Annotated in this window: 23 protein-coding genes and 1 pseudogene; 20 read left to right on the top strand and 4 right to left on the bottom strand. The window is 61.9% G+C overall.

Annotated features, from left to right (window positions below; genetic code table 11):
• Positions 1-4: 4 nt before the first annotated feature.
• On the bottom strand, positions 5-784 hold the full coding sequence (locus tag CMI59_RS04380; protein ID WP_293325255.1) for an exodeoxyribonuclease III: 780 nt from the start codon (positions 782-784) through the stop codon (positions 5-7).
• Positions 785-881: 97 nt separating this feature from the next.
• Positions 882-1244, bottom strand: a complete 363-nt coding sequence (gene erpA, locus CMI59_RS04375) for an iron-sulfur cluster insertion protein ErpA (RefSeq protein WP_293325254.1) — start codon at positions 1242-1244, stop codon at positions 882-884.
• Positions 1245-1415: 171 nt separating this feature from the next.
• Here erpA and CMI59_RS04370 point away from each other — a divergent pair, with 171 nt between their 5' ends.
• The 13 genes from CMI59_RS04370 to CMI59_RS04310 all read left to right on the top strand — a co-directional run bounded on the left by CMI59_RS04370 (position 1416) and on the right by CMI59_RS04310 (position 14122).
• Complete coding sequence (locus tag CMI59_RS04370; protein ID WP_293325274.1) at positions 1416-2603, top strand: deoxyguanosinetriphosphate triphosphohydrolase; 1188 nt, start codon at positions 1416-1418, stop codon at positions 2601-2603.
• A 77-nt stretch (positions 2604-2680) separates the two neighbouring features.
• Positions 2681-4435: an arginine--tRNA ligase gene (gene argS, locus CMI59_RS04365; protein ID WP_293325253.1), complete on the top strand. Its 1755-nt coding sequence runs from the start codon at positions 2681-2683 to the stop codon at positions 4433-4435.
• A complete protein-coding gene (locus CMI59_RS04360; protein ID WP_293325251.1) occupies positions 4435-5307 on the top strand; it encodes an SPOR domain-containing protein in 873 nt (290 codons plus the stop codon). The genes argS and CMI59_RS04360 overlap by 1 nt, the downstream gene beginning before the upstream one ends.
• The gene (gene nagZ / locus CMI59_RS04355; protein ID WP_293325249.1) at positions 5304-6326 is read left to right on the top strand and encodes a beta-N-acetylhexosaminidase; all 1023 of its coding nucleotides are present in this window, start codon (positions 5304-5306) and stop codon (positions 6324-6326) included. The genes CMI59_RS04360 and nagZ overlap by 4 nt, the downstream gene beginning before the upstream one ends.
• A 140-nt stretch (positions 6327-6466) precedes the next feature.
• The gene (locus CMI59_RS04350) at positions 6467-7465 is read left to right on the top strand and encodes a ScpA family protein (protein WP_293325247.1); all 999 of its coding nucleotides are present in this window, start codon (positions 6467-6469) and stop codon (positions 7463-7465) included.
• Positions 7462-8343 (top strand): SMC-Scp complex subunit ScpB, encoded by an 882-nt coding sequence (gene scpB, locus CMI59_RS04345; RefSeq protein ID WP_293325245.1) that lies wholly within the window; start codon positions 7462-7464, stop codon positions 8341-8343. Before CMI59_RS04350 ends, scpB begins: the two co-directional genes overlap by 4 nt.
• A 195-nt stretch (positions 8344-8538) precedes the next feature.
• Positions 8539-8778, top strand: a complete 240-nt coding sequence (locus CMI59_RS04340; RefSeq protein WP_293325243.1) for a twin-arginine translocase TatA/TatE family subunit — start codon at positions 8539-8541, stop codon at positions 8776-8778.
• A gap of 75 nt (positions 8779-8853) precedes the next feature.
• Positions 8854-9303: a Sec-independent protein translocase protein TatB gene (gene tatB / locus CMI59_RS04335; protein WP_293325241.1), complete on the top strand. Its 450-nt coding sequence runs from the start codon at positions 8854-8856 to the stop codon at positions 9301-9303.
• Positions 9300-10091, top strand: a complete 792-nt coding sequence (tatC, locus tag CMI59_RS04330; RefSeq protein WP_293325238.1) for a twin-arginine translocase subunit TatC — start codon at positions 9300-9302, stop codon at positions 10089-10091. The genes tatB and tatC overlap by 4 nt, the downstream gene beginning before the upstream one ends.
• A gap of 129 nt (positions 10092-10220) precedes the next feature.
• Positions 10221-11522 carry a serine--tRNA ligase gene (gene serS, locus CMI59_RS04325; protein ID WP_293325236.1) on the top strand — a complete coding sequence of 434 codons (1302 nt, stop codon included), beginning with the start codon at positions 10221-10223 and terminating at the stop codon, positions 11520-11522.
• 40 nt (positions 11523-11562) lie between these two features.
• The gene (gene surE, locus CMI59_RS04320; protein ID WP_293325271.1) at positions 11563-12354 is read left to right on the top strand and encodes a 5'/3'-nucleotidase SurE; all 792 of its coding nucleotides are present in this window, start codon (positions 11563-11565) and stop codon (positions 12352-12354) included.
• 32 nt (positions 12355-12386) lie between these two features.
• Positions 12387-13070 carry a protein-L-isoaspartate(D-aspartate) O-methyltransferase gene (locus CMI59_RS04315; RefSeq protein WP_293325233.1) on the top strand — a complete coding sequence of 228 codons (684 nt, stop codon included), beginning with the start codon at positions 12387-12389 and terminating at the stop codon, positions 13068-13070.
• Positions 13070-14122, top strand: coding sequence for a peptidoglycan DD-metalloendopeptidase family protein (locus CMI59_RS04310; protein WP_293325230.1), 1053 nt, complete (start codon positions 13070-13072; stop codon positions 14120-14122). Before CMI59_RS04315 ends, CMI59_RS04310 begins: the two co-directional genes overlap by 1 nt.
• A 6-nt stretch (positions 14123-14128) precedes the next feature.
• Here the strand turns inward: CMI59_RS04310 and CMI59_RS04305 are convergent, their stop codons facing one another.
• The gene (locus tag CMI59_RS04305) at positions 14129-14998 is read right to left on the bottom strand and encodes an ATP-binding protein (RefSeq protein WP_293325228.1); all 870 of its coding nucleotides are present in this window, start codon (positions 14996-14998) and stop codon (positions 14129-14131) included.
• Between the two features lie 217 nt (positions 14999-15215).
• Here CMI59_RS04305 and yajC point away from each other — a divergent pair, with 217 nt between their 5' ends.
• The 7 genes from yajC to CMI59_RS04270 all read left to right on the top strand — a co-directional run bounded on the left by yajC (position 15216) and on the right by CMI59_RS04270 (position 23009).
• Positions 15216-15533, top strand: a complete 318-nt coding sequence (gene yajC, locus CMI59_RS04300) for a preprotein translocase subunit YajC (protein ID WP_167089195.1) — start codon at positions 15216-15218, stop codon at positions 15531-15533.
• A 79-nt stretch (positions 15534-15612) separates the two neighbouring features.
• Positions 15613-17220 carry a protein translocase subunit SecD gene (gene secD, locus CMI59_RS04295; protein WP_293325223.1) on the top strand — a complete coding sequence of 536 codons (1608 nt, stop codon included), beginning with the start codon at positions 15613-15615 and terminating at the stop codon, positions 17218-17220.
• 17 nt (positions 17221-17237) lie between these two features.
• Positions 17238-18176: a protein translocase subunit SecF gene (gene secF, locus CMI59_RS04290; RefSeq protein WP_293325221.1), complete on the top strand. Its 939-nt coding sequence runs from the start codon at positions 17238-17240 to the stop codon at positions 18174-18176.
• Positions 18177-18189: 13 nt separating this feature from the next.
• Positions 18190-18576, top strand: coding sequence for an Mth938-like domain-containing protein (locus CMI59_RS04285; RefSeq protein ID WP_293325218.1), 387 nt, complete (start codon positions 18190-18192; stop codon positions 18574-18576).
• Positions 18577-18838: 262 nt separating this feature from the next.
• Positions 18839-21265, top strand: a complete 2427-nt coding sequence (locus CMI59_RS04280; RefSeq protein ID WP_293325216.1) for a DUF4238 domain-containing protein — start codon at positions 18839-18841, stop codon at positions 21263-21265.
• A gap of 201 nt (positions 21266-21466) precedes the next feature.
• Positions 21467-22069, top strand: coding sequence for a urate hydroxylase PuuD (locus CMI59_RS04275; RefSeq protein ID WP_293325213.1), 603 nt, complete (start codon positions 21467-21469; stop codon positions 22067-22069).
• 79 nt (positions 22070-22148) lie between these two features.
• On the top strand, positions 22149-23009 hold the full coding sequence (locus tag CMI59_RS04270) for a phytoene/squalene synthase family protein (protein WP_293325211.1): 861 nt from the start codon (positions 22149-22151) through the stop codon (positions 23007-23009).
• A 3-nt stretch (positions 23010-23012) separates the two neighbouring features.
• Here CMI59_RS04270 and CMI59_RS04265 read toward each other — a convergent pair.
• Positions 23013-23292, bottom strand: a pseudogene (locus tag CMI59_RS04265) (FADH(2)-oxidizing methylenetetrahydrofolate--tRNA-(uracil(54)-C(5))-methyltransferase TrmFO); the annotation flags it as partial.

Here is a 23292-nt window from a genome sequence, read left to right as displayed (position 1 = left end):
CTTGCTAGAAGTCGAAGCTCGCCCAGACGGGCGCATGGTCGGAGGGCTTTTCCCGGCCGCGCACGGCGCGGTCGATATCGCAGCCCGTCAGATGGTCCGCGGCCTGCGCGGACAGAAGCAGATGATCGATGCGAATGCCGTTGTCCTTCTGCCAGGCGCCGCGCTGATAGTCCCAGAAGGAATAGCGATGCGCTTCCGTATGGCAGGCGCGGAAGGCGTCGGTCAGGCCGAGATTGAGAAGCGTGTGAAACTTCGCCCGGGTTTCCGGCAGGAAGAGCGCATCCTCCGCCCAGGCCGCCGGATCGTAGACATCGTCATCCGTGGGAATGACATTGTAGTCGCCCGCGAGGACCAGCGGTTCCTCATAGGCGAGCAGGCCGCGCGCATGGTCGATCAGGCGGTCCATCCATTTTAGCTTGTAGGCGTATTTTTCATCGCCGCCATTGCCGTTCGGCAGATAGATGCTCGCCACGCGCACCGCGCCGCCATCGATGGAGACGACCGCTTCCAGATAGCGCGCCTGTTCGTCGGATTTGTCGCCGGGCAGGCCCGCCGTCACATCTTCAAGCGGATGGCGGGAGAGGATGGCAACGCCGTTATAGGTCTTCTGCCCATGCACGGCGACGTTATAGCCCAGCGCCTCGATATCGCTTTTCGGGAAGGCGTCGTCGACGCATTTGATTTCCTGCAGGCAGGCAATATCGGGTTGGGCCTCGTCCAGCCAATCCTTGAGATTGCCGAGCCGGGCCTTGACCGAGTTGACGTTGAAGGTCGCAATTTTCATGGGTAGCCGTCTTCCGGAACGCGAGCGAGTCGGGAAGCGGCAGTCTGGCCCATCGTACGGAAATGGGGAAGGGAGAGGGCGCCCCCGGATCGTGGCGTCAGATCGAGAAGGAGGTGCCGCAGCCGCAATTGGCTTGCGCGTTCGGGTTTGCGATCTTGAAGGCGGAGCCGATCAGGTCTTCCGCATAATCGATTTCCGATCCGGCGAGATACATCTGCGAGACCGAGTCGATGAGCACCGACACGCCGTCCTTTTCGATCACGAGGTCGTCGTCCTGCGCGGTATCGTCCAGCGTGAAGGCATATTGAAAGCCCGAGCAACCGCCGCCCTGAACCGCCACACGCAGCATCACGCCTTCACCTTCTCCTTCAATAATCGCGGCGATCTGCTTGAAAGCGCGGTCGGAAACGGTGATAGGCTGGCCGGTGCCGGGCAGGGTGTCGATGTCCATATCGCTCATGGCGTTCTTTCCGATGAGGCCCCTTCTTCACAAAGGAGGCCTTCCGTTCTGGAATGATACTAAATATAGCTCATAACAGATGTAAGAGGCTATGCCTCGGATTTCAAACGGTCAGGACAGGAGAGCGGCGTGCCAGACAGCGATCCGAACCCGAACGGGAAGGGCCGTTCCATCGTCTCCAATCCGGGGACGACGGCGCCCTTTGCCACGCTGGCGGTGGAAACCAGGGGCCGGCTCTATCCCGAGCCCGAAAGCGCCACGCGCACGCCGTTCCAGCGCGACCGCGACCGGATCATTCATTCCGGGGCCTTCCGGCGGCTGAAATACAAGACCCAGGTCTTCGTCTATCACGAGGGCGACAACTACCGGACGCGGCTGTCTCACTCGCTGGAGGTCTCGCAGATCGCACGCTCGATCGCGCGCCTGCTGGGGCTGGACGAGGATTTGGCCGAGACGCTGGCGCTGGCCCATGATCTCGGCCACACGCCGTTCGGCCATGCCGGTGAGGATGCTCTCGACGGCTGCATGGATGGCTTTGGCGGCTTTGACCACAATGCCCAGACGCTCCGGATCGTCACCAAGCTCGAACACCGCTATGCCGATTTCGACGGGCTCAACCTCACCTGGGAGACGCTTGAGGGCCTGGTGAAGCATAACGGCCCGGTTATCACTCCCGGCCGGGGCGCCGATGAGCTGCCGCGCGCCATTGTGGAATATGCGGAGCAGCAGGACCTCGAACTCCACAGCTATGCCGGGCTTGAGGCGCAGGTGGCCGCGCTCGCCGATGACATCGCCTACAACAATCACGACATTGACGACGGGCTGCGGGCCGGTCTGTTCAGTATCGACGATCTGATGGCGCTGCCGCTGGTGGGCGATGTTTTCGGGGAGGTTCTCGACAGCTATCCGGGGCTTGAGGAAACGCGGATCATTCATGAGGCGGTGCGCCGTCTCATCGGTGCCATGATCGGCGATGTGATGCAGGAAACGCAGGCGCGGCTCGACCGCGCGAAGCCGCAAAGCGCGGCGGATGTCCGCCATCACGACCGGGCCATCGTCGCCTTCTCGGCGGAGATGAACGAGCATAACGCGGCGCTCAAGGCCTTCCTCTTCGAGCGCATGTACCGCCATTACCGGGTCAATCGGAGCATGAGCAAGGCAAAGCGTATCGTCCGGGACCTGTTCGGGCTTCTTCATGCCGAGCCCAATCAGCTGCCGCCGGAATGGCAGGCAGGCTGCGACGGGCCGCAAGGCATGAAGACGGCGCGCCGGGTCTGCGACTTCATCGCGGGCATGACGGACCGTTTTGCCATCGAGGAACACAAGCGCCTTTTCGACCTGCACGATCCCAGAGGCTAGAGACCCGTTTGCGGGCTGGAAACCGCGCCGTCTCCCCGCTATGGTGCGCCACCCAAGCGGCATAAGTGGCGATTTTCATGAATCTTTTTCGGTATTTCGAGGAACGGGTCGAGGCGGCGGTTCGCCACCTGATCGACGAGGGCGTGCTGCCCGGCGACGTGGATACAAGCCGGGTGACGGTGGAGCCGCCGCGCGACGCCTCGCATGGCGATATTTCCACCAATGCCGCCATGGTGCTCGCCAAGCCCGCGGGGCTGAAGCCGCGCGAACTCGCGGAGCAGATCCAGGCGCATCTGGCGACCGACGAGGCCGTCACCGAGGTCGCGCTGGCCGGACCCGGCTTCATCAATCTGCGTCTCAGCGATGCTTTCTGGCTTGCGCGGATGCCTGAAATCCTGCGCGCCGGCTCGTCCTATGGGGCAAGCGGGCTGGGCGACGGCGAGAAGGTCAATGTGGAATATGTCTCCGCGAACCCCACGGGCCCCATGCATGTGGGCCATGTGCGCGGCGCGGTTTTCGGCGATGCGCTGGCCAACCTTCTCGAAAAGGTCGGCTATGAGGTCTGCCGCGAATATTACATCAACGATGCCGGCGGCCAGATCGAGGTGCTTACGCGTTCCGCCTTCCTGCGCTATCGCGAGGCGCTCGGCGAGGATATTGGCGACATCCCGGAAGGGCTTTATCCCGGGGATTACCTCAAGCCGGTCGGCGTCGCGCTCGTCGCCGAGCATGACAAGAGCCTTCTCGAAATGGATGAGGCGGACTGGCTCCCGATTGTTCGGCGCGCGGCGGTCGATGCGATGATGGAACTCATCCGGGGCGACCTTGCCGAGCTCGGCATCGTGCATGAGGTCTTCTATTCGGAGAAGTCGCTGCACGATTCCGGCGCGGTCGAGGACACGCTGAAATATCTGGACGAGAAGGGGCTCATCTATGTCGGCGTGCTGGAGCCGCCCAAGGGCGAAGTGCCCGACGATTGGGAGGCCCGCCCGCAGACGCTCTTCAAATCCACCGAGTTCGGCGACGATGTGGACCGGGCGCTCAGGAAGGCCGATGGCAGCTGGACCTATTTCGCGCCGGATATCGCCTACCATCTGGACAAGTATCGCCGCGGCTATCGCTCCATGATCGATGTCTGGGGCGCCGACCATTCGGGCTATATCAAGCGCATGAAGGCGGCGATCTCGGGCGTGACCGGCGGAGACGGCGAGTTCGACGTGAAGGTTTGCCAGATGGTCCGCCTGCTGCGGAATGGCGAACAGGTGCGCATGTCCAAGCGCTCGGGCGATTTCATCACGCTGCGCGAAGTGGTGGATGAAGTCGGCAAGGGCGTCGTGCGCTTCATGATGCTGACGCGCAAGAACGATGCGCCGCTCGATTTCGACTTTGCCAAGGTGATGGAGCAGTCGCGCGACAATCCGGTCTTTTACGTCCAGTACGCCCATGCGCGCATTCATTCGGTGCTGCGCAATGCGGCCGATCCGGAGATCGGTTTCGAAGTGTCCGACGCGACGCTTGCCAATGCGGATATGACCAAGCTGACGGATGAGGCGGAACTGGCGCTCATCAAGCTTATGGCGAGTTTTCCCAGGGCTGTGGAACAGGCGGCGCTGGCGCATGAGCCGCATCGTATCGCGTTTTATCTCTACGACCTCGCGTCGGCCTTCCATGGCTTGTGGAACAAGGGCAAGGACGATCCGCGTCTGCGATTTATCCTGAGCGATGACAAGGATGTTACGATGGCCCGGCTCGCCTTGATTCGAGCGACAGGCTATGTGATCGCGGCCGGGCTGGGGATTTTGGGGGTCGAACCCGCCGAGGAGATGCGCTGATGCCTTCAGGCAGAGACTGGGACGATGAGCCCGAATACGACATCGACCCGGACTATGACGATTACGACGACGAATACGACTATGAAGACGAGGGGACGTCCAGTCGCCGCCGCTCCTTGATGGTGCTGAGCGTGTTGCTGCTTCTCATCGTCTTTGGCGGCGTGGTGTTCGTTGCCTATCAGCAGGGCATGAAGCAGGGCAATCAGGCCCAGCCGCCCGTGCTTCAGGCTGAGAACATGCCGGGCAAGGTGGCGCCCAAGGAACCCGGCGGGGTCAAGATTCCGCATCAGGAAAACACCATCTACGACCGGATCGACGGTTCTTCGAAGGACAATGAAGAGCTGAAGGTCGAGCAACTTCTGCCGCCGGCGGAAGAACCGGTCGATCTTCCCGAAAAGAAGACCGAAAAACCTTCCGCTCCCTCGCAGGAGACGAGTGAACCTGGGCAGGAAAAGGCGTCATCCGAGGCGTCGGAGCAGCCTGCACAGACGCCCGCTGCGCCGAAGAATGTCACGGTGCCAGAACCCGAGCCCGCACCGGTACGGCAGGAAGACCAGGCGGGCGAAAAGGGGAAGGCCGCATTGGCCGAAACATCTCCTCCCGCGCCAAGCCGTCAGGCCGGATCGGGAGGTTATGTCGTGCAGCTCGCCGCTTTCCGGGACGAGGATGCCGCCCGGACGGCGTTCCGCAAGTTGCAGGGCAAACACGCCTCGCTGCTGGGCGGACTTTCCGCCGACATCCAGCGGGCGGATCTGGGCGACAAGGGCATCTATTACCGGCTTCGGGCCGGATACATGGGAAAAACCGACGCAGCCGAGCTTTGCGCGAAGCTGAAAGCGCAAGGCCAGGGCTGCCTTGTGAGGCCAAGATGACGCAACAGGCCGCAATTTACGGCTGCCAGGGTCCAACGCTGACCGAAGACGAGAAGAGCTTTTTCAAGGACGTTGCGCCTTGGGGCTTTATCGTCTTTGCTCGCAACATCGAGACGCCGGATCAGCTTCGCGCGCTGACGGCTTCGTTCCGCGAGACGGTGGGCTATGACGCGCCGGTGCTGATCGATCAGGAGGGCGGGCGCGTTGCCCGCTTGAAGCCGCCGCATTGGCGGCGTTATCCGCCGGGCCGCGCCTATGGCGAGCTTTACGAGCGGGATCGGGAGGCCGGGCTGACCGCGGCCCGGCTCGGCTCGCAGCTCATCGCGGCGGAACTTGCCGATGTCGGGATCGATGTGGATTGCCTGCCGGTCCTCGACGTGCCGGTGGAAGGCGCGCATGACATTATCGGCGACCGGGCCTATTCGACCTCGCCGGCGACGGTGAAAGCGGTGGCGCAGGCCGCCGCCGAAGGGCTGCTCGCAGGTGGCGTCCTGCCGGTCATCAAGCATATTCCGGGACATGGCCGCGCGGGCGTGGACAGCCATGAGAAGCTTCCGGTAGTCGATGCGTCGCGCGAAACGCTCGGCGAGACCGATTTCGTCCCGTTCCGGACGCTGTCGGACATGCCGCTCGCCATGACGGCGCATGTCGTCTACAGCGCGATCGATCCGGACAACCCCGCGACGACCTCCGGCAAGGTCATTCGGGAAGTCATCCGGGAGGATATGCGCTTTTTCGGTCTTTTGATGAGCGACGATCTGTCGATGCAGGCGCTAAAGGGCTCACTGGGCGAGCGGACCCGCGCCGCGCTCGGGGCCGGTTGCGACATGGCGCTTCACTGCAATGGCGAAATGGCCGAAATGCAGGCGGTGGCCGCCGAGGTGCCCACACTGGCCGGCGAAGCCGGGGCGCGGGCCGAAACGGCCCTTCGCAACTGGAAAAAACCGCCCATGGGGTTCGATGCGGAAACCGGTTATACCCGGCTGCAGGAGCTTCTCGGCCTCTCGCTCACGGCCTGAGCGCAGAAGGCTGGGGATAAGCCTATGGGCCGGGTAGGCCCTGCGCGGATCACGCGCTATAACTGATTCCTTTCAGCCGTTTCGAGTCGGGGAACATTCAGTCGGGGCTCGGGACTGGCGGGGTAATTCCAGGGACAGAGATGAACGAGGCGTCCTCACAAAGCGAGATGCCGGGCGACGGGCCTGAGGGTGGCGACAACGCCGCCAATGAGGCCGAGACGCAGGCCCAAACGGAGGCCGCGGCGCCGGATCAATTCGAGGAGGGCGCGCCGCGCGGCGAGCCCGAGGCGGATGGTGACGGCGAGTCCCTGATTGTCGATCTGGACGGTTTCGAGGGGCCGCTGGACGTGCTGCTGGTGCTGGCGCGCAACCAGAAGGTCGACCTCACCAAGATCTCGATCCTGCAACTGGCCGAGCAGTATCTCGAATTCATCAATCAAGCCCAGAGGATGGAGCTTGATCTTGCCGCAGATTATCTGGTTATGGCGGCATGGCTCGCCTATCTGAAATCGCGTCTGCTGCTGCCGCCGCCGGATGAGGAAGAAGGCCCCTCCGGCGAGGAGATGGCCGCGCGGCTCGCGTTCCAGCTTCAGCGGCTGGAAGCGATGCGCAAGGCGGCCGAGCAGCTCTTTGCCAGTCAGAGGCGGATGGGCATGCATGTCTTCCGCCGTGGCGCGCCGGAAGGCGTCAGGGTCATTCGCCGGAGCGAATTCGACGCCTCGCTCTACGATCTCCTCAAGGCCTATTCCGACCAGCGCCTGACGGGCCATGAGACGAAGTGGGAGCCCAAAAGGCTTCCCATCATGCAGATCGAAGATGCGCGCCGCCGCCTGGAGAAAATGCTCGGCATCATGGTCGAGTGGGACCGGATCGAGGCTTATCTGCCGTCGGGCGAGGGCGTGACGCCGGAACTGCGGCGGTCGGCGCTGGCCAGCATGTTGAGCGCTTCGCTCGTGATGGCGAAGGACGGCCATGTGGAATTGAGGCAATCGGGATCTTTCGGCCCGCTTTTCATGCGCCGGCGCGAAACGCCGCCCGAAGAGCCGCTGGTGCCCGAACAGCCATCGGACGGCGAAGCGGAAGACGGCGACGGATCCAGCTCAACCGGCGATGACGACACCGGAAAGACAAGCGAATGACAGACGACATCCAGCACGACAAGCCGACCGATGAGACGGACGAGCCCCAGCTCGAGGGTGAGGGCGAGGCGCCGGAAGAAGAGGCGAGCGCCGAAGCCGCTCCCGCCGAAGAGGCGGAGGCTGCGGAAGCTACCGAAGGGGAAGACGGCCAGGCGGAAGATGAGGCGGCGGACGAAGCCGCCGACAATGTCGTGCGTTTCCCGTCGAATGCGACGGACCATGCACAGGTCGTCCGGATGGTGGAGGCGCTGCTTTTTGCCGCCGCCGAGCCGCTCGACATCGACAGCATTGCCGCCCGCCTCCCCGAAGGCGCGGATGTGGGCGCGGCCATTGAGGATCTTCAGAAACTTCATGAAGATCGGGGTGTAAACCTCGTTCGTATCGCGAATAAATGGATGTTCCGGACCGCCGACGACATGGCGTTTCTGATGGAGCGGGAGGCCGTCAGCGTCCGCAAGCTGTCGCGCGCGGCGATGGAGACGCTGGCGATCATCGCCTATCACCAGCCGGTCACGCGGGCCGAAATCGAGGAAATTCGTGGCGTCTCGGTTTCCAAGGGCACGCTGGACGTGCTGATGGAAACGGAATGGGTGCGTCTGCGCGGGCGGCGTCGGACACCCGGCCGTCCGGTGACTTACGGCACGACCGAGGAATTCCTCGTGCATTTCGGCCTGGAGAATGTGGGCGACCTGCCGGGCGCCGAGGAACTCAAGGCGGCGGGCCTGCTCGATGGCCGTTTGCCGCCCGGCTTCGAAGTGCCGACGCCGAGCGACAGCGGCGGCGACGGGGACGGCGATTTTACCGACGAAGAGCCGCTGACCGAAGAATATGGCGCGGCGATGGACGAGCATCTGACGGCAAGCGGCGAAGAGGACTGAGCGCGGCCTGCGATGGGCTCGAAAGGCCGCTATCCAGCGCCCGGTCCGATATGCTAACCAGTGATAATCATTGGGCTTGCCGGGCGGATGCCGCGCAAGCAGGAACCTGTCGCAATTCCGCGCCTGAGCGCCCATATTGAGCTGCACATGCCGGTTGTCCGCCGGGATGCGCTTAGCGGAGTTTCGGAGAAGAATATGCCAGGTTGGACACAGATACTGCTCGTCGTCGCGATCATCGTCCTGTTGTTCGGGTCGGGTCGCATTTCCGGTTTGATGGGCGATTTCGCCAAGGGAATCCGGAGCTTCCGCGAAGGCCTTAACGACGGCGATGAAGAAGACGACAAGCCCGAACCCAAGACCATCGATGCCACCGCCGTCCATGAGGACAAGGCGGAGGAAAAGGCTGAGAGCAAGGACAAGACGGCCAGCAGCTAATCTGGTCCGCAGGCGCCGGGGCGGACGGCATCTTTCTGCCGTTCCTTCTTTCCGGCTCCATTTCCAGGATTCATCATGTTCGATCTGGGCTGGTCAGAGCTGCTTCTCATTGCCGTCATCGCGCTTGTCGTGGTGGGGCCGCGCGACCTGCCGCGCATGATGCGGACCGCCGGTCAGTACATGGCCAAGGCGCGGAAGGTGGCTCGGGAGTTTCAGGCGACATTCGACGAGCTGGCCCGGGAAACCGAGGTGGAAGAACTCCGCCGCGAGGTGGCGTCGCTCAAGTCCGAGGCGACCGCGCCGTTGAGCGAAATGCGCAAGGATCTCGACAAGGCGATGCAGCCGCCATCCTCCGCCGCCGACAAGCAGGCAGGCAGCGCCGCCATCCCGGAAACCCAGCTTGACGGTCTGCCGGAAGAAATGGCCGACCAGATCCGCGAAACGCAGGAACTGGAACAATCCGGCGACGGGGAAGACGGCGCGGACGAGAAACCGGCCTCGAAGGCTCCGAAGGGCGACGTATGAGCGAGCACGAAGACGAGATGGAGTCCTCACGGGCGCCGCTGCTCGATCATCTGATCGAGCTGCGCTCCCGGCTCATCAAGTCGATCGTCGCCATCGTGATCGGCTTCGGTATCTGCATCTATTTCGCCAAGGATATCTTCAACATCCTGGTGGCGCCCTATAATCACGTTATCGGCAGCCAGCTCGGCGCCAAGCTCATCTTCACCGCGCCGCAGGAATTCTTTCTGACGCAGATGAAGCTCGCCTTTTTCGGGGCGATGTTCCTGGCCTTTCCGATCATTGCGATCCAGATCTACATGTTCGTCGCGCCGGGGCTCTACAAGAACGAGCGACATGCCTTCCTGCCTTATCTCGCCGCAACGCCGATCCTGTTCCTGATGGGAGCCGGGCTCGTCTATTTTGGCGTCCTGCCCATGGCGCTCGGCTTTTTCGCCGGTATGCAGCAGCAGGCGAGCGAAGGGCAGGCGGCAATCGAGCTGCTTCCCCGGGTCAGCGAATATCTGGGGCTGGTGATGACGCTGATCTTCGCTTTCGGCCTCTGTTTCCAGTTGCCCGTCATCCTGACGCTTCTGGGGCGTGTCGGCATCGTCTCGAGCGGTATGCTGAAACGTGGCCGCAAATATGCGCTGGTCGTCACCTTCGCCGCCGCCGCCTTCCTGACCCCGCCGGACCTTCTGAGCCAGCTCGCGCTCGGGACGCCCACCTATTTGCTCTACGAGATTTCGATCCTGCTGGTCGCCATGACCGAAAGGAAGCGAGCCGAGGCCGAAACGGGCGAGGACGACTGACCGGCCCGGCTGCCGTTCTGGACGCTTTAGGGCCCAGCGCGTATACAGTTCGACCTTAGACACGGTGGTATCCGGTCCGATTCGGGCGGGCTTCCGCCATTCCTTCATCCTTCAGACATTCGGGGTGTCATGTTCGACATCAAGGCCATTCGCGACGAACCCGAAGCGTTCGATGCGGGTCTCGCCAAGCGCGGGCTGGACCCGCACGCGGCTAATCTGATCGCACTCGACGAGACGCGGCGCAGGGTTATCGCCGAGCTTCAGCAGCTACAGGCCAGTTCCAATGCGGCTGCCAAGCTTATTGGCGGCTTGATGAAGGACGGCAAGAAGGAAGAGGCCGAGGCGAAGAAAGCCGAGGTCGCGGCGAACAAGGCCCGGATGCAGGAGCTGGAAGCCGCCGAGCGTGAGGCCAAAACCTCGCTTGAGACGGCGCTTTCGGCCATCCCGAACATCCCGCTGGACGAGGTGCCTGTCGGGCCGGATGAGAGCGCCAATGTGGAGCGCCACAAGGTCGGCACACCCCGCGAGATGAATTTCGAGGCCAAAGAGCATTTCGATCTCGGCGAGGCGCTCGGGCTCATGGATTTCGAGACGGCGGCGAAGCTCTCCGGGTCCCGCTTTGTGGTACTCAAGGGCGCGCTTGCGCGGATGGAGCGCGCCATCGCCAATTTCATGGTCGACCTCCATACGAGCGAGTTCGGCTATGAAGAAGTGCTGCCGCCTTACCTCGTGCGCGACCAGGCCATGTTCGGCACGGCCCAGCTTCCCAAATTCGCCGACGACCAGTTCGCCGTCTACAAGGGCCAGTCGCAGGAAGAGGAAGACCGCTACTGGCTGGTGCCGACGGCGGAAGTGCCGCTGACCAATCTTGTGCGCGAAAGCATCCTCTCCGAAGAAGAACTGCCTCGTCGTGTCACCGCTTATACGCCGTGCTTCCGCGCGGAAGCGGGTGCCGCGGGCCGCGATACGCGCGGCATGATCCGCCAGCACCAGTTCTCCAAGGTGGAACTCGTCTCCGTTACCACGCCGGAGGCCTCGCTCGACGAGCATGAGCGGATGCTCTCCTGCGCGGAGGAAGTGCTGAAGCGGCTCGATATGCCTTACCGGGTGATGACGCTGTGCACCGGCGATATGGGGTTCAGCTCGCGCCGGACCTATGACATCGAGGTCTGGCTGCCGGGCCAGAAAATGTATCGCGAGATTTCGTCCTGTTCTGTCTGCGGCGACTTCCAGGCGCGGCGGATGAATGCGCGCTATCGTCCGGCGGGCGAGAAGGGCACGGCATTCGTCCACACGCTCAACGGCTCGGGCCTCGCGGTCGGGAGAACGCTGGTGGCGGTGATGGAAAACTACCAGCAGGCGGCCGGCTCCATCGCGGTGCCGGACGTGCTTCAGCCCTATATGGGCGGCAAGACAGTGATCGGAGCCTGACGGTATGGCGCGCGCGGCCCAAAAGACGGTCAAGAAAGACATGCGGATTCTCGTCACCAATGATGACGGGATCAACGCGCCGGGACTGAAGGCGCTGGAAAAGATCGCGCGGAAGCTTTCCTCCGATGTCTGGATCGTTGCGCCGGAGGAGGAGCAGAGCGGGTCGTCGCATTCGCTGTCGCTCGCCAATCCCATCCGCTTGCGCGAACTCGCCAAGCAGAAATTCGCGGTGAAGGGCACGCCGTCCGATTGCGTGATGATGGCCGTGCGCCACATTCTCCACGGCGAGACGCCGGACCTCGTGCTGTCGGGCGTCAATCGCGGTCAGAACATCGCCGACGACGTCACCTATTCGGGCACCATCGCGGCTGCCATGGAAGGAACGCAGCTTGGCATTCCCTCCATCGCGCTCAGCCAGGCCTTCGGCTTCGGCGGCAAGTCCCATGTGAAATGGGCGACCGCGGAGCGGCATGCGCCGGCCATCCTCAAGGATCTGCTCAAGGCGGGCTGGCCTGCGGATGTGCTCATCAACATCAACTTTCCAGATGTGTCGGCGGCCGCGGTCAAAGGCATTCAGGTGACGAAGCAGGGCAAGCGCGATCAGTCGCTCGTCCGCGTCGAGGAACGGATCGATGCGCGCAACAATCCGTATTACTGGCTTGGCTTCGAGCGCATTCTGAGCAATCCGCCGAAGGGCACGGACCTGCGGGCGATCTATGACGGCTATATTTCGGTGACACCGCTTCACATGAACCTGACGCATGGGCGCACCATGTCGGCCATCGAGACGGCGGTGAATGGCAGCCGGAAAACCGGTAAATCGGGCAAGTGAAACCAATCGAGTAAAAGGGCGGGTGCGCGGCGATGGATGAGGCCGAGCAGGGGAAAATCGAACTCATCATGTCGCTTCGGCGGCAGGGTATTCGCGACAAGCGCGTCCTTTCGGCGATTGAGCGCATTCCGCGCGAAACCTTCGTGGCCGGGACATTCCGCAAGCAGGCCTATGAGGATCACGCGCTGCCCATCGAGTGCGGCCAGACGATCAGCCAGCCCTATATCGTCGCCTATATGACGGAGCAGCTGAAGGTGACGGACCGGATGAAGGTGCTCGAAATCGGCACCGGGTCCGGCTATCAGGCCGCCGTGCTGGCCAAGCTCTGCCGCCGCGTCTACACGATCGAGCGCTACCGGACCCTGTTGAAGGACGCGGAAAAGCGCTTCGAGGAACTGCATCTCCACAACATCACCGCCAAGGTGGGCGACGGCACCAAGGGCTGGCCCGAGCAGGCGCCTTTCGACCGAATCATCGTCACCGCCGCCGCGCCGACCGTGCCCCAGACGCTGGTCGATCAGCTCAAGGTGGGGGGAATTCTGGTCGCCCCGATTGCCGCTGCGGCGCTGGCAAGGCCGGATTCCGGGGCTCCCAAGCCCATGCCCGGGGACCAGCGTCTTGTCCGGATCGAGCGAACGGAGGAAGGTGTGAAGCGGGAAGAGCTTCTGCCGGTCCGCTTCGTGCCGCTGGTGGAAGGTGTGGCCAAGGAAAGTTGATGCGCCGAGGCAAGACAGGCTGGACGGGACAGGGAAAGGGAGTGCGCCAGGCGGCAGCGCTGCTTTTTCTGCTGGTCACGGCCGGTTGCGCGACGGAGCCCACGCCGGCTTGGTGGGACGGGGGCCTGAGCCGGCCCGCCTCTTCATCGCAGGGCCGCGTGACCGCCGGCGGAATTTATGCCGTCCAGCGGGGCGATTCCGTCTACCGCATCGCCCGGGCGCAGGGCGTGTCGATCCGCGCGCTGATCGACGAAAACAATCTGCAGCCGCCCTATGAGATCTATCCGGGGCAGAAGCTTCGTATTCCGCGCGGGCGCTATCACACCGTGCAGCGCGGCGAGACCGTTTATTCGATCTCGCGCCGCTACGATGTCGATATGGCGTCGCTGACGCAGCTCAACCGCATTCCGCCGCCCTATGAAATCCGGGTCGGCGAAAAAATCCAGATCCCGGGACGCGGCGTGCAAAGGCAGACCGCGTCGAATGTCCCGAAACCGCTGAAACCCGTGTCGAACGTCCCCAGACCGCAGGCGCGTCCGGCGCCGGGCAGGCAGGAGCCCCGTGAAACCCGCGTGGCTCTGACGCTTCCCCTGCAGCGGCCGGGTCACAGCCCGGGCGCCCCGGCGGCAACCGTTCAGCCGACCAGGGCGTCGGTCCCGCCGCCGCCCGTCGCATCGGGCCGCTTCATCTGGCCGGTCAGGGGCAAGGTGATTTCCAGCTACGGGCCCAAGGCGAACGGGCTCCACAATGACGGCGTCAACATCGCCGTGGCCGAAGGGACACCGGTTCACGCCGCGCAGACCGGCGTGGTGGCCTATGCGGGCAACGAACTCAAGGGCTATGGCAATCTGCTGCTGATCCGCCATTCCAACGGATGGGTGACGGCCTATGCGCATAACAGCAAGCTGCTGGTGAAGCGCGGCGACCGGGTGACGCGCGGGCAGAAGATCGCACTGGCCGGCAAGAGCGGCAGCGTAGTGACGCCTCAGGTCCATTTCGAAATCCGAAAGGGTGCGAAAGCGCTCAACCCGAACGGGCTGATCGGTAGCTGATTTACGCTAGTCCCTCAGCGGCGTCCCCAGACGTCCCGCCAGATCCTGAATGAACTGCCAGGCGACACGGCCCGAGCGCGCGCCGCGCGTGGCGGCCCATTCGATGGCCTGCGCGTGGAGCTCTTCGGTGTCGATCTTGAGCCCGTGATAGCGGGCATAGCCGTCGATCATCTCCAGATAATCGGCCTGGCTGCAATTGTGAAAGCCGAGCCAGAGACCGAAGCGATCGGAGAGGGAGACTTTTTCCTCCACCGCCTCGGACGGGTTGATCGCGGTGGAGCGCTCATTGTCCACCATGTCGCGCGGCATCAGGTGGCGGCGGTTGGAGGTCGCGTAAAAGAGGACATTCTCGGGCCGTCCCTCGATACCGCCTTCGAGCACGGCTTTCAGCGATTTGTAGTCGGTATCGTCATGGTCGAAGGAGAGGTCGTCGCAGAAAATGACGACCCGGCGCGGCTGGTCGCGGAGCTGGACCATGAGCCGAGGCAGGGTCTCTATATCCTCGCGATGGATCTCGATCAGGACGAGCGAGGACGGGTTTTCCTCATTCACCGCCGCGTGGGCGGCCTTGACCAGCGAGCTTTTGCCCATGCCCCGCGCGCCCCAGAGAAGCGCATTGTTGGCGGGAAGGCCCTTGGCGAAACGGCGCGTGTTTTCCAGAAGGATGTCGCGCAGGCGGTCTACCCCCTGCAGAAGCGACATATCCACCCGCGAGACCCGGGACACGGGCTGGAGGGCGGCGCTGTCGGCCTGCCAGACAAAGGCATCGGCGGCATTGAGCGCGGCGCCTTCGGGGGCGGGCGGTGCAAGGCGCTCCAGCGCATCGGCAATGCGGCGCAACTGGGCCGTGAGATCGGGCGAATTTTCGGCAGACATGGCGGGTTCGCAGGGCTTTCGCTAGGCGGTGAGGGAGCGGCGACACTAGCACCGGCGGCATGTGGGGAAAATGCCTTTCAGGGCCGAAACTTAACTGGCTGTCATGTGGCGAGAGGCGGTTTGCAAAGCAGCGGGTGACGGCTATAGTCCGCCGCAAATCGCGCTCTGGAGCCCCATTATGAATCGGCTCCGGGCCCAGCCCTTGGGGAGTTTTTCTATGGATCAGGCCGGCGGCTTTAACGAGTTTATGATCTCGATTTTTCCGTTCATCGCTCTTTTTGCGATCATGTATTTCCTTGTGCTGCGGCCGCAGCAGCGCCGGGTCAAGGAACACCGCGAAATGGTGTCCAATGTCCGCCGTGGCGACACGGTCGTGACCGCGGGCGGGCTCGTCGGCAAGGTTGCCAAGGTCGAAGAGAACGAAGTTCAGGTCGAAATCGCCGAGAATGTGCGCGTGCGCGTCGTGAAGACGACCATCAGCGAGGTCCGGTCCAAGTCGGAACCTGTGCCTGCGAACTCCAATTCGCCGTCCTGATCGCCACCTAGAGCCGCTGCGCCGCGACCGGCGCCCGGAAGGGCGACCGTGACGGGTGCAAAGAGGGAGCGGAGCCCAGATGCTGCATTTCGAACGCTGGAAGATCATCCTCGTGGCACTTGTGTGCTTCGCGGGGTTTGCCTATTCGGCGCCCAATTTCTTTCCCAAGGACTCATTGACCGATATGCCCGCCGGGCTGCCGGACAAGCAGGTCAATCTCGGTCTCGATCTGCGCGGCGGTTCCTATCTCTTGCTTGAGGTGGATATCGACGCGGTGATGAAGGACCGGCTCCAGTCGCTGGTCGGCGATATCCGCAAGGCGCTGCGCGACGAGAGCATCCGCTACACGGGACTTGGCGTGAAGGGCGATGTGGCGACCGTTCGCGTGACGGATCCCGCGCAACTCGACAAGGCGATGCAGCAGATCAGGGATCTGTCCACGCTTGTCGGCGGCGGCGGTTTTTCCGCCACGCCCACGCGCGACATTGAAGTCACCAATCAGGGCAATCTGATTTCCGTGAAGGTGACCGAAGCGGCGCGTCTGGCGCGGCAGCGCTCGGCGATGCAGCAATCCATCGAGATCGTGCGCCGTCGTATCGATGCGCTCGGCACGACCGAGCCGGTCATCCAGCAGCAGGGCGCGGACCGCATTCTGGTGCAGGTGCCGGGCCTCAAGGATCCGGAAAACCTCAAGAACCTGCTCGGCCAGACGGCCAAGCTGACCTTCCGCCTGGTGAACAATTCCGCCAGCGCGCAACAGGCGATGCAGGCGGGCTCCGTGCCGGCGGGTTCCGAAATCCTCTATATGCAGGATAACGACAAGCAGCCCGTTCTGGTGGAACGCCAGGTCATGGTTGGCGGCGACCATCTCACCGATGCGCAGCCGGGCTTCGATTCCCGCACCGGCGAACCTGTCGTGAATTTCCGTTTCGACTCCACAGGCGCGCGTCTTTTCGGCGATGTGACGAAAAACAATGTGAACCGGCCCTTCGCCATCGTGCTGGACGGCAAGGTGATCTCCGCGCCGGTTATTCGCGAACCGATTACCGGCGGGCAGGGGCAGATCAGCGGCAGCTTCACCGTGGCGGAAGCTAATAATCTGGCGATCTTGCTGCGTGCGGGCGCATTGCCGGCGCCGCTGCAGATTCTGGAAGAACGCACGGTCGGTCCCGGCCTTGGCGCGGATTCCATCGCCGCGGGCGAAATCGCCTCACTGATCGGCTTTGCCGCGGTCATCATCTTCATGGCGATGACCTATGGCTTCTTCGGCGTGCTCGCCAATGTGGCGCTCATCATCAATGTGGCGCTGATCATGGGCGTGCTTTCGCTCCTGCAGGCGACGCTGACGCTTCCGGGTATCGCCGGTATCGTTCTCACCATCGGCATGGCGGTGGACGCCAATGTGCTGATCTATGAGCGCATCCGCGAAGAGCTGAAGGCCGGGAAATCGGTCATCGCCTCGCTCGAGGCCGGATACTCCCGCGCGCTCAGCACCATTCTCGATGCCAACATCACCACGCTCATCGCCGCGATCGTGCTCTTCCAGCTCGGCTCCGGTCCGGTGCGCGGTTTTGCCGTGACGTTGGCCATCGGTGTGGTCACCTCCGTCTTTACGGCCTTTACGGTCAACCGCCTGTTCGTTGCCACATGGTATCAGCGGCGTCGGCCCAAGACGCTGAATCTGTGATCGGGAGAAACAGGACAATGAGACATCTGAAGCTCATTCCGAGCGACACCAAGATCCCGTTCATCAAGTTCCGCCATGTGGCGGTCGGCATTTCGGTTCTGCTGATCATTGCATCGGCTGCCCTGACGATGATGCGCGGCCTGAATTTCGGTATCGATTTCGAGGGCGGCATTCTGCTGGAAGTCGCGACCGACGGCCCGGCGGATATCGGGGGCTTGCGGACCAAGCTTGGGTCGCTCGGCCTGGGCGAGGTACAGATCCAGGAATTCGGCGAAGCCAATGACGTGCTCATCCGCGTGCAGACGCCGGACGAGGGTGGCGATGCCGCCTCGCAGGCCGTGATCGACAAGATCAAGGGCGCGCTCGGCGAGGGCGTCGACTATCGGCGTGTCGAAGTGGTCGGCCCGCAGGTCAGCGGCGAGCTTATCCAGAGCGGCGTAACCGCCGTGATCCTCGCGATCATCCTGATGCTGATCTATATCTGGTTCCGCTTCGAGTGGCAGTTCAGCCTCGGTTCGGTGCTGGCGCTGGTGCATGACGTGGCGCTGACCATCGGCGTCTTCTCGTTCCTGCAGCTCGATTTCAGCCTTCAGACCATCGCGGCCATTCTGACGATCATCGGTTATTCGATGAACGATACGGTGGTGGTCTATGACCGCATTCGCGAAAACCTGCGCAAGTACAAGCGGATGGATCTCGGCGAGCTGGTGGATCTGTCGATCAACGAAACGCTGTCGCGCACGGTGATGACCTCGGGCACGACGCTGCTGGCGCTCTTTGCGCTCTACATTTTCGGCGGCGAAGTGCTGCGCGATTTCACCTTCGCCATGATCTTCGGCATTCTCGTCGGCACCTATTCGTCGATCTTCATCGCTTCGCCGCTGCTTCTCTATATCGGCGTGAAGCGCGACTGGAGCGGTACGGGCGACGCCAAGGTGCAGCAGGCCAAGGGCTGAGGGTGTCTTTCATATGGCCGGACCGTCTTCATCGAAGCCTCAATTCAGTGGGCAGCCGCTGATCGAGGCTTACGGGGATTTCGGCTTCCGGCTGGAAGGGCAGCGCTTCGAGGGATCGGTTTTGCTGACCCCGTCCGGGCTCTATCCCTGGCCGATGACCGAGCTGTCGGAAGTCACCGTCGAGAGCCTGACGCCCGCCGTTTCGGTGAAATCCAGCTTCGACATCCTGCTCTTTGGCGCAGGCGCTTCCTTTGCCCGGCTGCCGCGAGAGATCGCGGAAATGCTCGAAGAAGAAGAGATTTCCTTCGACGTGATGGACAGCCGGGCGGCGGCGCGGACCTACAACTTGCTGATGGACGAAGGCAGGCGCGTCGCGGCGGCGATCGTCGCGGTCGAATAGGCCCCGAAATGGGATCAGCTCAGGTTCAATTTTCGTTCACAGCCTTAAGCGGATATTCTTTCGCGCAGCCATAAGTAGCTGGTTACTCTGTCGTCCCAATTGAAAATCTTGTGATGGTGACAGCCTCCACGTGTATGCCCGACGGATAAAACTCCGTCAGTATGCATCCGACCATTCCCCGTTACGGAGTCTTACCGACCGATAGCACTCGGGTCAGTGTCGTCACAGGTTGTGCAGGTAGTGTATTGTGTATGTTGGACAAATGACCAAGGCACGCAACAATCACTACGTACCTCAATGGTATCAGGAAGGCTTCTTTGAGCCCGGTCGGAATACTTATGCCTATCTCGATCTGAACCCGCGACAGCATGTGCTGCCGGGTGGCCGTGTGGTCCCAAGTAAATCAAAATTCATTTCACCGACGTCGCGGGCATTTTCCCAACGGGACCTATATTCGACTTTCTTTGGAACGTCTGTAAATGACGAGATTGAGCGCAAGCTGTTCGGAGATATCGACACGCGGGGCGCTCCTGCTGTCCGAGCCTTTATTGGCGAGGATGTAAGTGAGTGGCATCGTCACTTTACGTCGTTCTTCGAGTATCTCGACATCCAGAAAATCCGTACGCCCAAAGGGCTCGATTGGCTGCGCGCCCAATATCCGCGCCTGTCGCAGAACGACCTTATGTTCGAGATGCAAGGCATCCGCATGATGCATTGCACGATCTGGACAGAGGGGGTGCGCGAAATCGTGTCGGCGCAAGATGCCGACGTCAAATTCATCGTAAGCGACCATCCGGTTACCATCTACAATTACGCAATACCGCCTAGCGCAGCAGGCAACTATCCGAACGACCCTTCGATCGCTCTAAAGGGATCGCAGACCATCTTCCCGCTTAGCCGGGATTTTTGCCTCGTACTCACGAACCTCGAATACGCACGCGACAATTCAGCCAACCCGCTTGAGAAGCGGACGTTCGCTAGGAACTATCGCAAATCGATGGCGCGCACTGACGCTTTAATTCGTACTCGTAGGTTGAGGAGCGAAGAGGTCATTCGAGTCAACCGCGTGCTCAAGGCGCGAGCGAAACGATATGTCGCCGCCGGCAAAGAGGAATGGCTCTATCCGGAGGCATCATCGGCTGAAGCGTGGGCGGATCTACGCGGTGTCTTCCATCCTCCTGAGGATGGTCTTTGGCGCTTCGGCGGCGAGATGTATGCCGGATTCGATAGCGGTGAAGTCTACTATCAGGACGCATTTGGCCGGACAGAGAGGGAGCGCGAATTTCTAAAGAAGGCGCAACCATCGAAGTTGCTTAGCGACCGGGATATCTGCGGTTGCGGATCGGGACGCGCATTTGGGGTTTGCTGCAAGCACAAGAGCGTAGCGCTTCGTCCAACGTGGGCGGAGTACAGTGTTCGCGAGCGCAACTTGATGTTGTTCGACATGATATCCGAGATTTTGGGCCTCACGGAGGATCGAGATTGGGTCACTGTACGACGCGAAATCACCGATGAAAAAATCAAGGAGGTTTATGGCCTCTTCGACGCATTGTGGCCGCTTGAGACAGACCTGTTGGCTATGCTGCCAAAGCCGGATGGTGCAGCTCGCGCGATTTATACCGGCGTTCTACACCCATCGGTAATTTCGCGCTGCGCGCTTGGGCTTCCGCTTTATTTCGATGAACTGCTGATCGAGCATCCCTTTATCCATCCACGGACCTTTAACAAGGATTTCAGTCCGCTGGAGCACCCTGGAATGTATCGGCAAGAATTTTTGAAGTCCGTAGCCTTATTCATGGCGATCATACCACTCGTCGAACAAGGGCTCGTTACCCTATTCCCCGACCCCTGCAACTTCGATTTCCACTTGCGCGACCAGATGTTTGAAATGGCGACGTTTCGCTCGAAAGCAATGAAGGTCAATCCAAAGGAAGATGCGGGCTTCACTGAGATGATGGAGAAGGAACGCGAGCGAACGATGTTCCTGTTATCCCGCGAAGAGCTTCGTCGCCTAGTGCTCCGGGTTTCTCCACAACTGGATGAAATAGCCATCAACGCTGTTCTCGATGGTCTGGATAGTCTACGTGAACAAGACCCACTTGCGGTTCTGCAAGATGGATCCCTCGATGTGAGCGGGGGGCGCGGACAGCTTACGCCATTTAAGATGGCGCCAAACTTTGAGATCACGATGTATCTCGCTCAGGCCACCGGTTCTTGCATCGTTACCGATAGCATATACCGCTGGCGGGAATTGTTGATTGCTGCCGGACAGGGAACGCAGCGCGCATCGCCGTTAATCCAGCTGGGTGCCTCCATGGAACAAGCCGAATTTGTCTTTCCATACGATGTTCAGGAAATCTGTGTGCTTGCTCAGAATAGGTTATTTGGAGACTATCCAAACTTCATGCGAAAGGTGTTTAGATATCTTTCGGCGTTACCGGCAAGAGGCTCAAAGCCCAATGTCGAAGCCAACCTCAATGCTCAATTTCGGCGCTTGCACGCCTCAACTGTGCGGGCTGCGAAGAAGTCCGTAACTTGCTTCTCGGATGCGCGAATGGCGTGCCTATGGCCAGCTGAAGGTATCCAAGACAATACCGTTAACAGGCTGCTCTTGATGTCCAGTTCAGAGAATCACCTTGCCAGTGTACCGATGGCCTTCTTCGTTAAAAGCAAGACGCCAGCAAGGTGATCTGTAAGCATTGCAAGCAAATGCCAACACGGTCTGGCACAAAGCGGGCAGGCGGGGCCATCCCGGTCGTCGAATAGGTCATTCTGCTCTGCTTGGCATTTCTTTCCGAAACTCCTAGCGTCATTGTCGGCCTGCGGCATTGAGTCGCGGGCGTGCGGGTGGCTTGGGAGGGCCGCCCCGCGATGAAGGAAGGGGAGGAAAATGGCAGCTATCCTGACATCGCTGAGAAATACGGTCATTGCGGGCTGCGTACTCGCAGCCATTCTGCTCATCATGTATTTCGTCTGGGACGGCCAGGCGGGACAGCTCTTCTGGGCGTTCATCTTCCGCTGGCTGCATGTCATCAGCGGCGTGATGTGGATCGGCCTGCTCTGGTATTTCAATTTCGTCCAGATTCCGAAAATGCCGAGCATTCCCGACGACCAGAAACCGGCGATCAGCAAGGTGATCGCGCCCGAAGCGCTGTTCTGGTTTCGCTGGGGCGCCATGTCCACCATCGTGACCGGGCTCATTCTCGCGCATCTCAACGGCTATCTGGGCGATGCGCTCACGCTCGGTGCGATGAACGACTTCATGGTGCACAAGCACACGGCTATCGGTATCGGCATGTGGCTCGGCATCATCATGTGGTTCAACGTCTGGTTCGTGATCTGGCCCAACCAGAAGATCGCGCTCGGGCTGGTGGATGCACCGGCGGACGCCAAACCGGCGGCGGGGCGCACGGCAATGCTGTTCTCGCGAACCAACACATTGCTGTCGATCCCGATGCTCTTTGCGATGGTGTCGGCCCAGAATATCTATTGAGGGCCGCCACCGGGGCAAATCGGGGGTCCGGTCAAGACGGGGGTCGCTTCCGGGCGGCCCCCTTGTTATTTGAAGCAGCATGAATGACGCCGCCGACATAAAAGCGAATTTCGATGCTTGCCTGGCCGAGATCAGGCAGCACGATCACGACCGCTTTCTGAGCCTGCTGCTGGCGCCCGCCGACAAGCGGCCGGCCTTGCTGGCGCTTTATGCCTTCAATCTTGAAATCGCGCGTATCCCCGAAACGGTGAGCGAGCCCATGATGGGGATGATCCGGCTGCAATGGTGGCGGGAGGTTCTCGAAGGGCTCGATGCGGGCGAGACGCGCGGACATCATGTGGCGGTGGCGCTTGCCGAAGCGCGGCGTCATGTGGAGCTGCCGCTTTCCGCGCTGAGCGCGCTGGTCGATATTCGGGAACGCGATCTCGACGAGGAGCCGTTCGAGGATATGGCGGCTCTGGAGGCTTATGCGCGCGCCACGTCCGGCCAGTTGATGGTGCTGGCCGCCATGGGCCTCGGCGGGGAAGCGGCGGCGGAAACGCATCGCAGCGCAATCGAACATGCCGGTATCGCTTTCGGCCTGGCCGGTATGCTGCGCGCCCTTCCGGCGAAGGCGGCGCAGGGGCATGTGATGCTGCCTGTCGATCTGATGCGCCGTCACGACCTCGATCCGCATGGCATTCTGCAAGGGCGGATGAGCGACGCGCTTGGCGCGGCCATGCGGGAGGTCGGGGGCGCGGCGCGGGAGCATCTGGCGGCGGCGCGCGAGGACCGCGTCCCGAAAGAGATATTGCCCGCGCTTCTTCCGGCCTCGTTATGCGACCGCTATCTCGACATCATGCTGGCCGACGGGTTCGATCCGTTTCGCGACCGGGCCGAGGTGCCCGCCTTCCGCAGGCAGCTTCGCCTGCTGGGCCGGAAATGGCGGGGCCGGATCTAGGTCTTACTCGGCCGCTTCGGCGTGCGGCTTCAGCCAGCTTTCAAGATCGGCCAGCGCGCGCGAGGTATGGGCGCGTTTCTTCGCCGGGCCCTTGGCCTTGCCGCGCACGCGCTTGCCGTTCTCGTCCTTCGGGATTTCCACCTCCGGAAAGAGCCCGAAATTGACGTTCATGGGCTGGAAGGTACTCGCCTCGGCATCGCCGGTGATATGGGCGAGGAGGGCGCCGAGCGCGGTCGTGCGCGGCGGCGGCGAGATGTCCCGTCCCAGTCTTTCGGCGGCGGCG

The sequence above is a fragment of the Parvibaculum sp. genome, from assembly GCF_002684405.1.
Taxonomy (GTDB): Bacteria; Pseudomonadota; Alphaproteobacteria; order Parvibaculales; family Parvibaculaceae; genus Parvibaculum.
This window is presented reverse-complemented; position numbering and strand designations above follow the sequence as displayed.

Excerpts from the sequence above, each read along its gene's own strand:
- CMI59_RS04380 (WP_293325255.1), bottom strand. The coding sequence starts at position 784 with ATGAAAATTGCGACCTTCAACGTCAACTCGGTCAAGGCCCGGCTCGGC.
- erpA (WP_293325254.1), bottom strand. The coding sequence starts at position 1,244 with ATGAGCGATATGGACATCGACACCCTGCCCGGCACCGGCCAGCCTATC.
- argS (WP_293325253.1), top strand. The coding sequence starts at position 2,681 with ATGAATCTTTTTCGGTATTTCGAGGAACGGGTCGAGGCGGCGGTTCGC.
- CMI59_RS04360 (WP_293325251.1), top strand. The coding sequence starts at position 4,435 with ATGCCTTCAGGCAGAGACTGGGACGATGAGCCCGAATACGACATCGAC.
- nagZ (WP_293325249.1), top strand. The coding sequence starts at position 5,304 with ATGACGCAACAGGCCGCAATTTACGGCTGCCAGGGTCCAACGCTGACC.
- CMI59_RS04350 (WP_293325247.1), top strand. The coding sequence starts at position 6,467 with ATGAACGAGGCGTCCTCACAAAGCGAGATGCCGGGCGACGGGCCTGAG.
- scpB (WP_293325245.1), top strand. The coding sequence starts at position 7,462 with ATGACAGACGACATCCAGCACGACAAGCCGACCGATGAGACGGACGAG.
- CMI59_RS04340 (WP_293325243.1), top strand. The coding sequence starts at position 8,539 with ATGCCAGGTTGGACACAGATACTGCTCGTCGTCGCGATCATCGTCCTG.
- tatB (WP_293325241.1), top strand. The coding sequence starts at position 8,854 with ATGTTCGATCTGGGCTGGTCAGAGCTGCTTCTCATTGCCGTCATCGCG.
- tatC (WP_293325238.1), top strand. The coding sequence starts at position 9,300 with ATGAGCGAGCACGAAGACGAGATGGAGTCCTCACGGGCGCCGCTGCTC.
- serS (WP_293325236.1), top strand. The coding sequence starts at position 10,221 with ATGTTCGACATCAAGGCCATTCGCGACGAACCCGAAGCGTTCGATGCG.
- surE (WP_293325271.1), top strand. The coding sequence starts at position 11,563 with ATGCGGATTCTCGTCACCAATGATGACGGGATCAACGCGCCGGGACTG.
- CMI59_RS04315 (WP_293325233.1), top strand. The coding sequence starts at position 12,387 with ATGGATGAGGCCGAGCAGGGGAAAATCGAACTCATCATGTCGCTTCGG.
- CMI59_RS04310 (WP_293325230.1), top strand. The coding sequence starts at position 13,070 with ATGCGCCGAGGCAAGACAGGCTGGACGGGACAGGGAAAGGGAGTGCGC.
- CMI59_RS04305 (WP_293325228.1), bottom strand. The coding sequence starts at position 14,998 with ATGTCTGCCGAAAATTCGCCCGATCTCACGGCCCAGTTGCGCCGCATT.
- yajC (WP_167089195.1), top strand. The coding sequence starts at position 15,216 with ATGGATCAGGCCGGCGGCTTTAACGAGTTTATGATCTCGATTTTTCCG.
- secD (WP_293325223.1), top strand. The coding sequence starts at position 15,613 with ATGCTGCATTTCGAACGCTGGAAGATCATCCTCGTGGCACTTGTGTGC.
- secF (WP_293325221.1), top strand. The coding sequence starts at position 17,238 with ATGAGACATCTGAAGCTCATTCCGAGCGACACCAAGATCCCGTTCATC.
- CMI59_RS04285 (WP_293325218.1), top strand. The coding sequence starts at position 18,190 with ATGGCCGGACCGTCTTCATCGAAGCCTCAATTCAGTGGGCAGCCGCTG.
- CMI59_RS04280 (WP_293325216.1), top strand. The coding sequence starts at position 18,839 with ATGACCAAGGCACGCAACAATCACTACGTACCTCAATGGTATCAGGAA.
- CMI59_RS04275 (WP_293325213.1), top strand. The coding sequence starts at position 21,467 with ATGGCAGCTATCCTGACATCGCTGAGAAATACGGTCATTGCGGGCTGC.
- CMI59_RS04270 (WP_293325211.1), top strand. The coding sequence starts at position 22,149 with ATGAATGACGCCGCCGACATAAAAGCGAATTTCGATGCTTGCCTGGCC.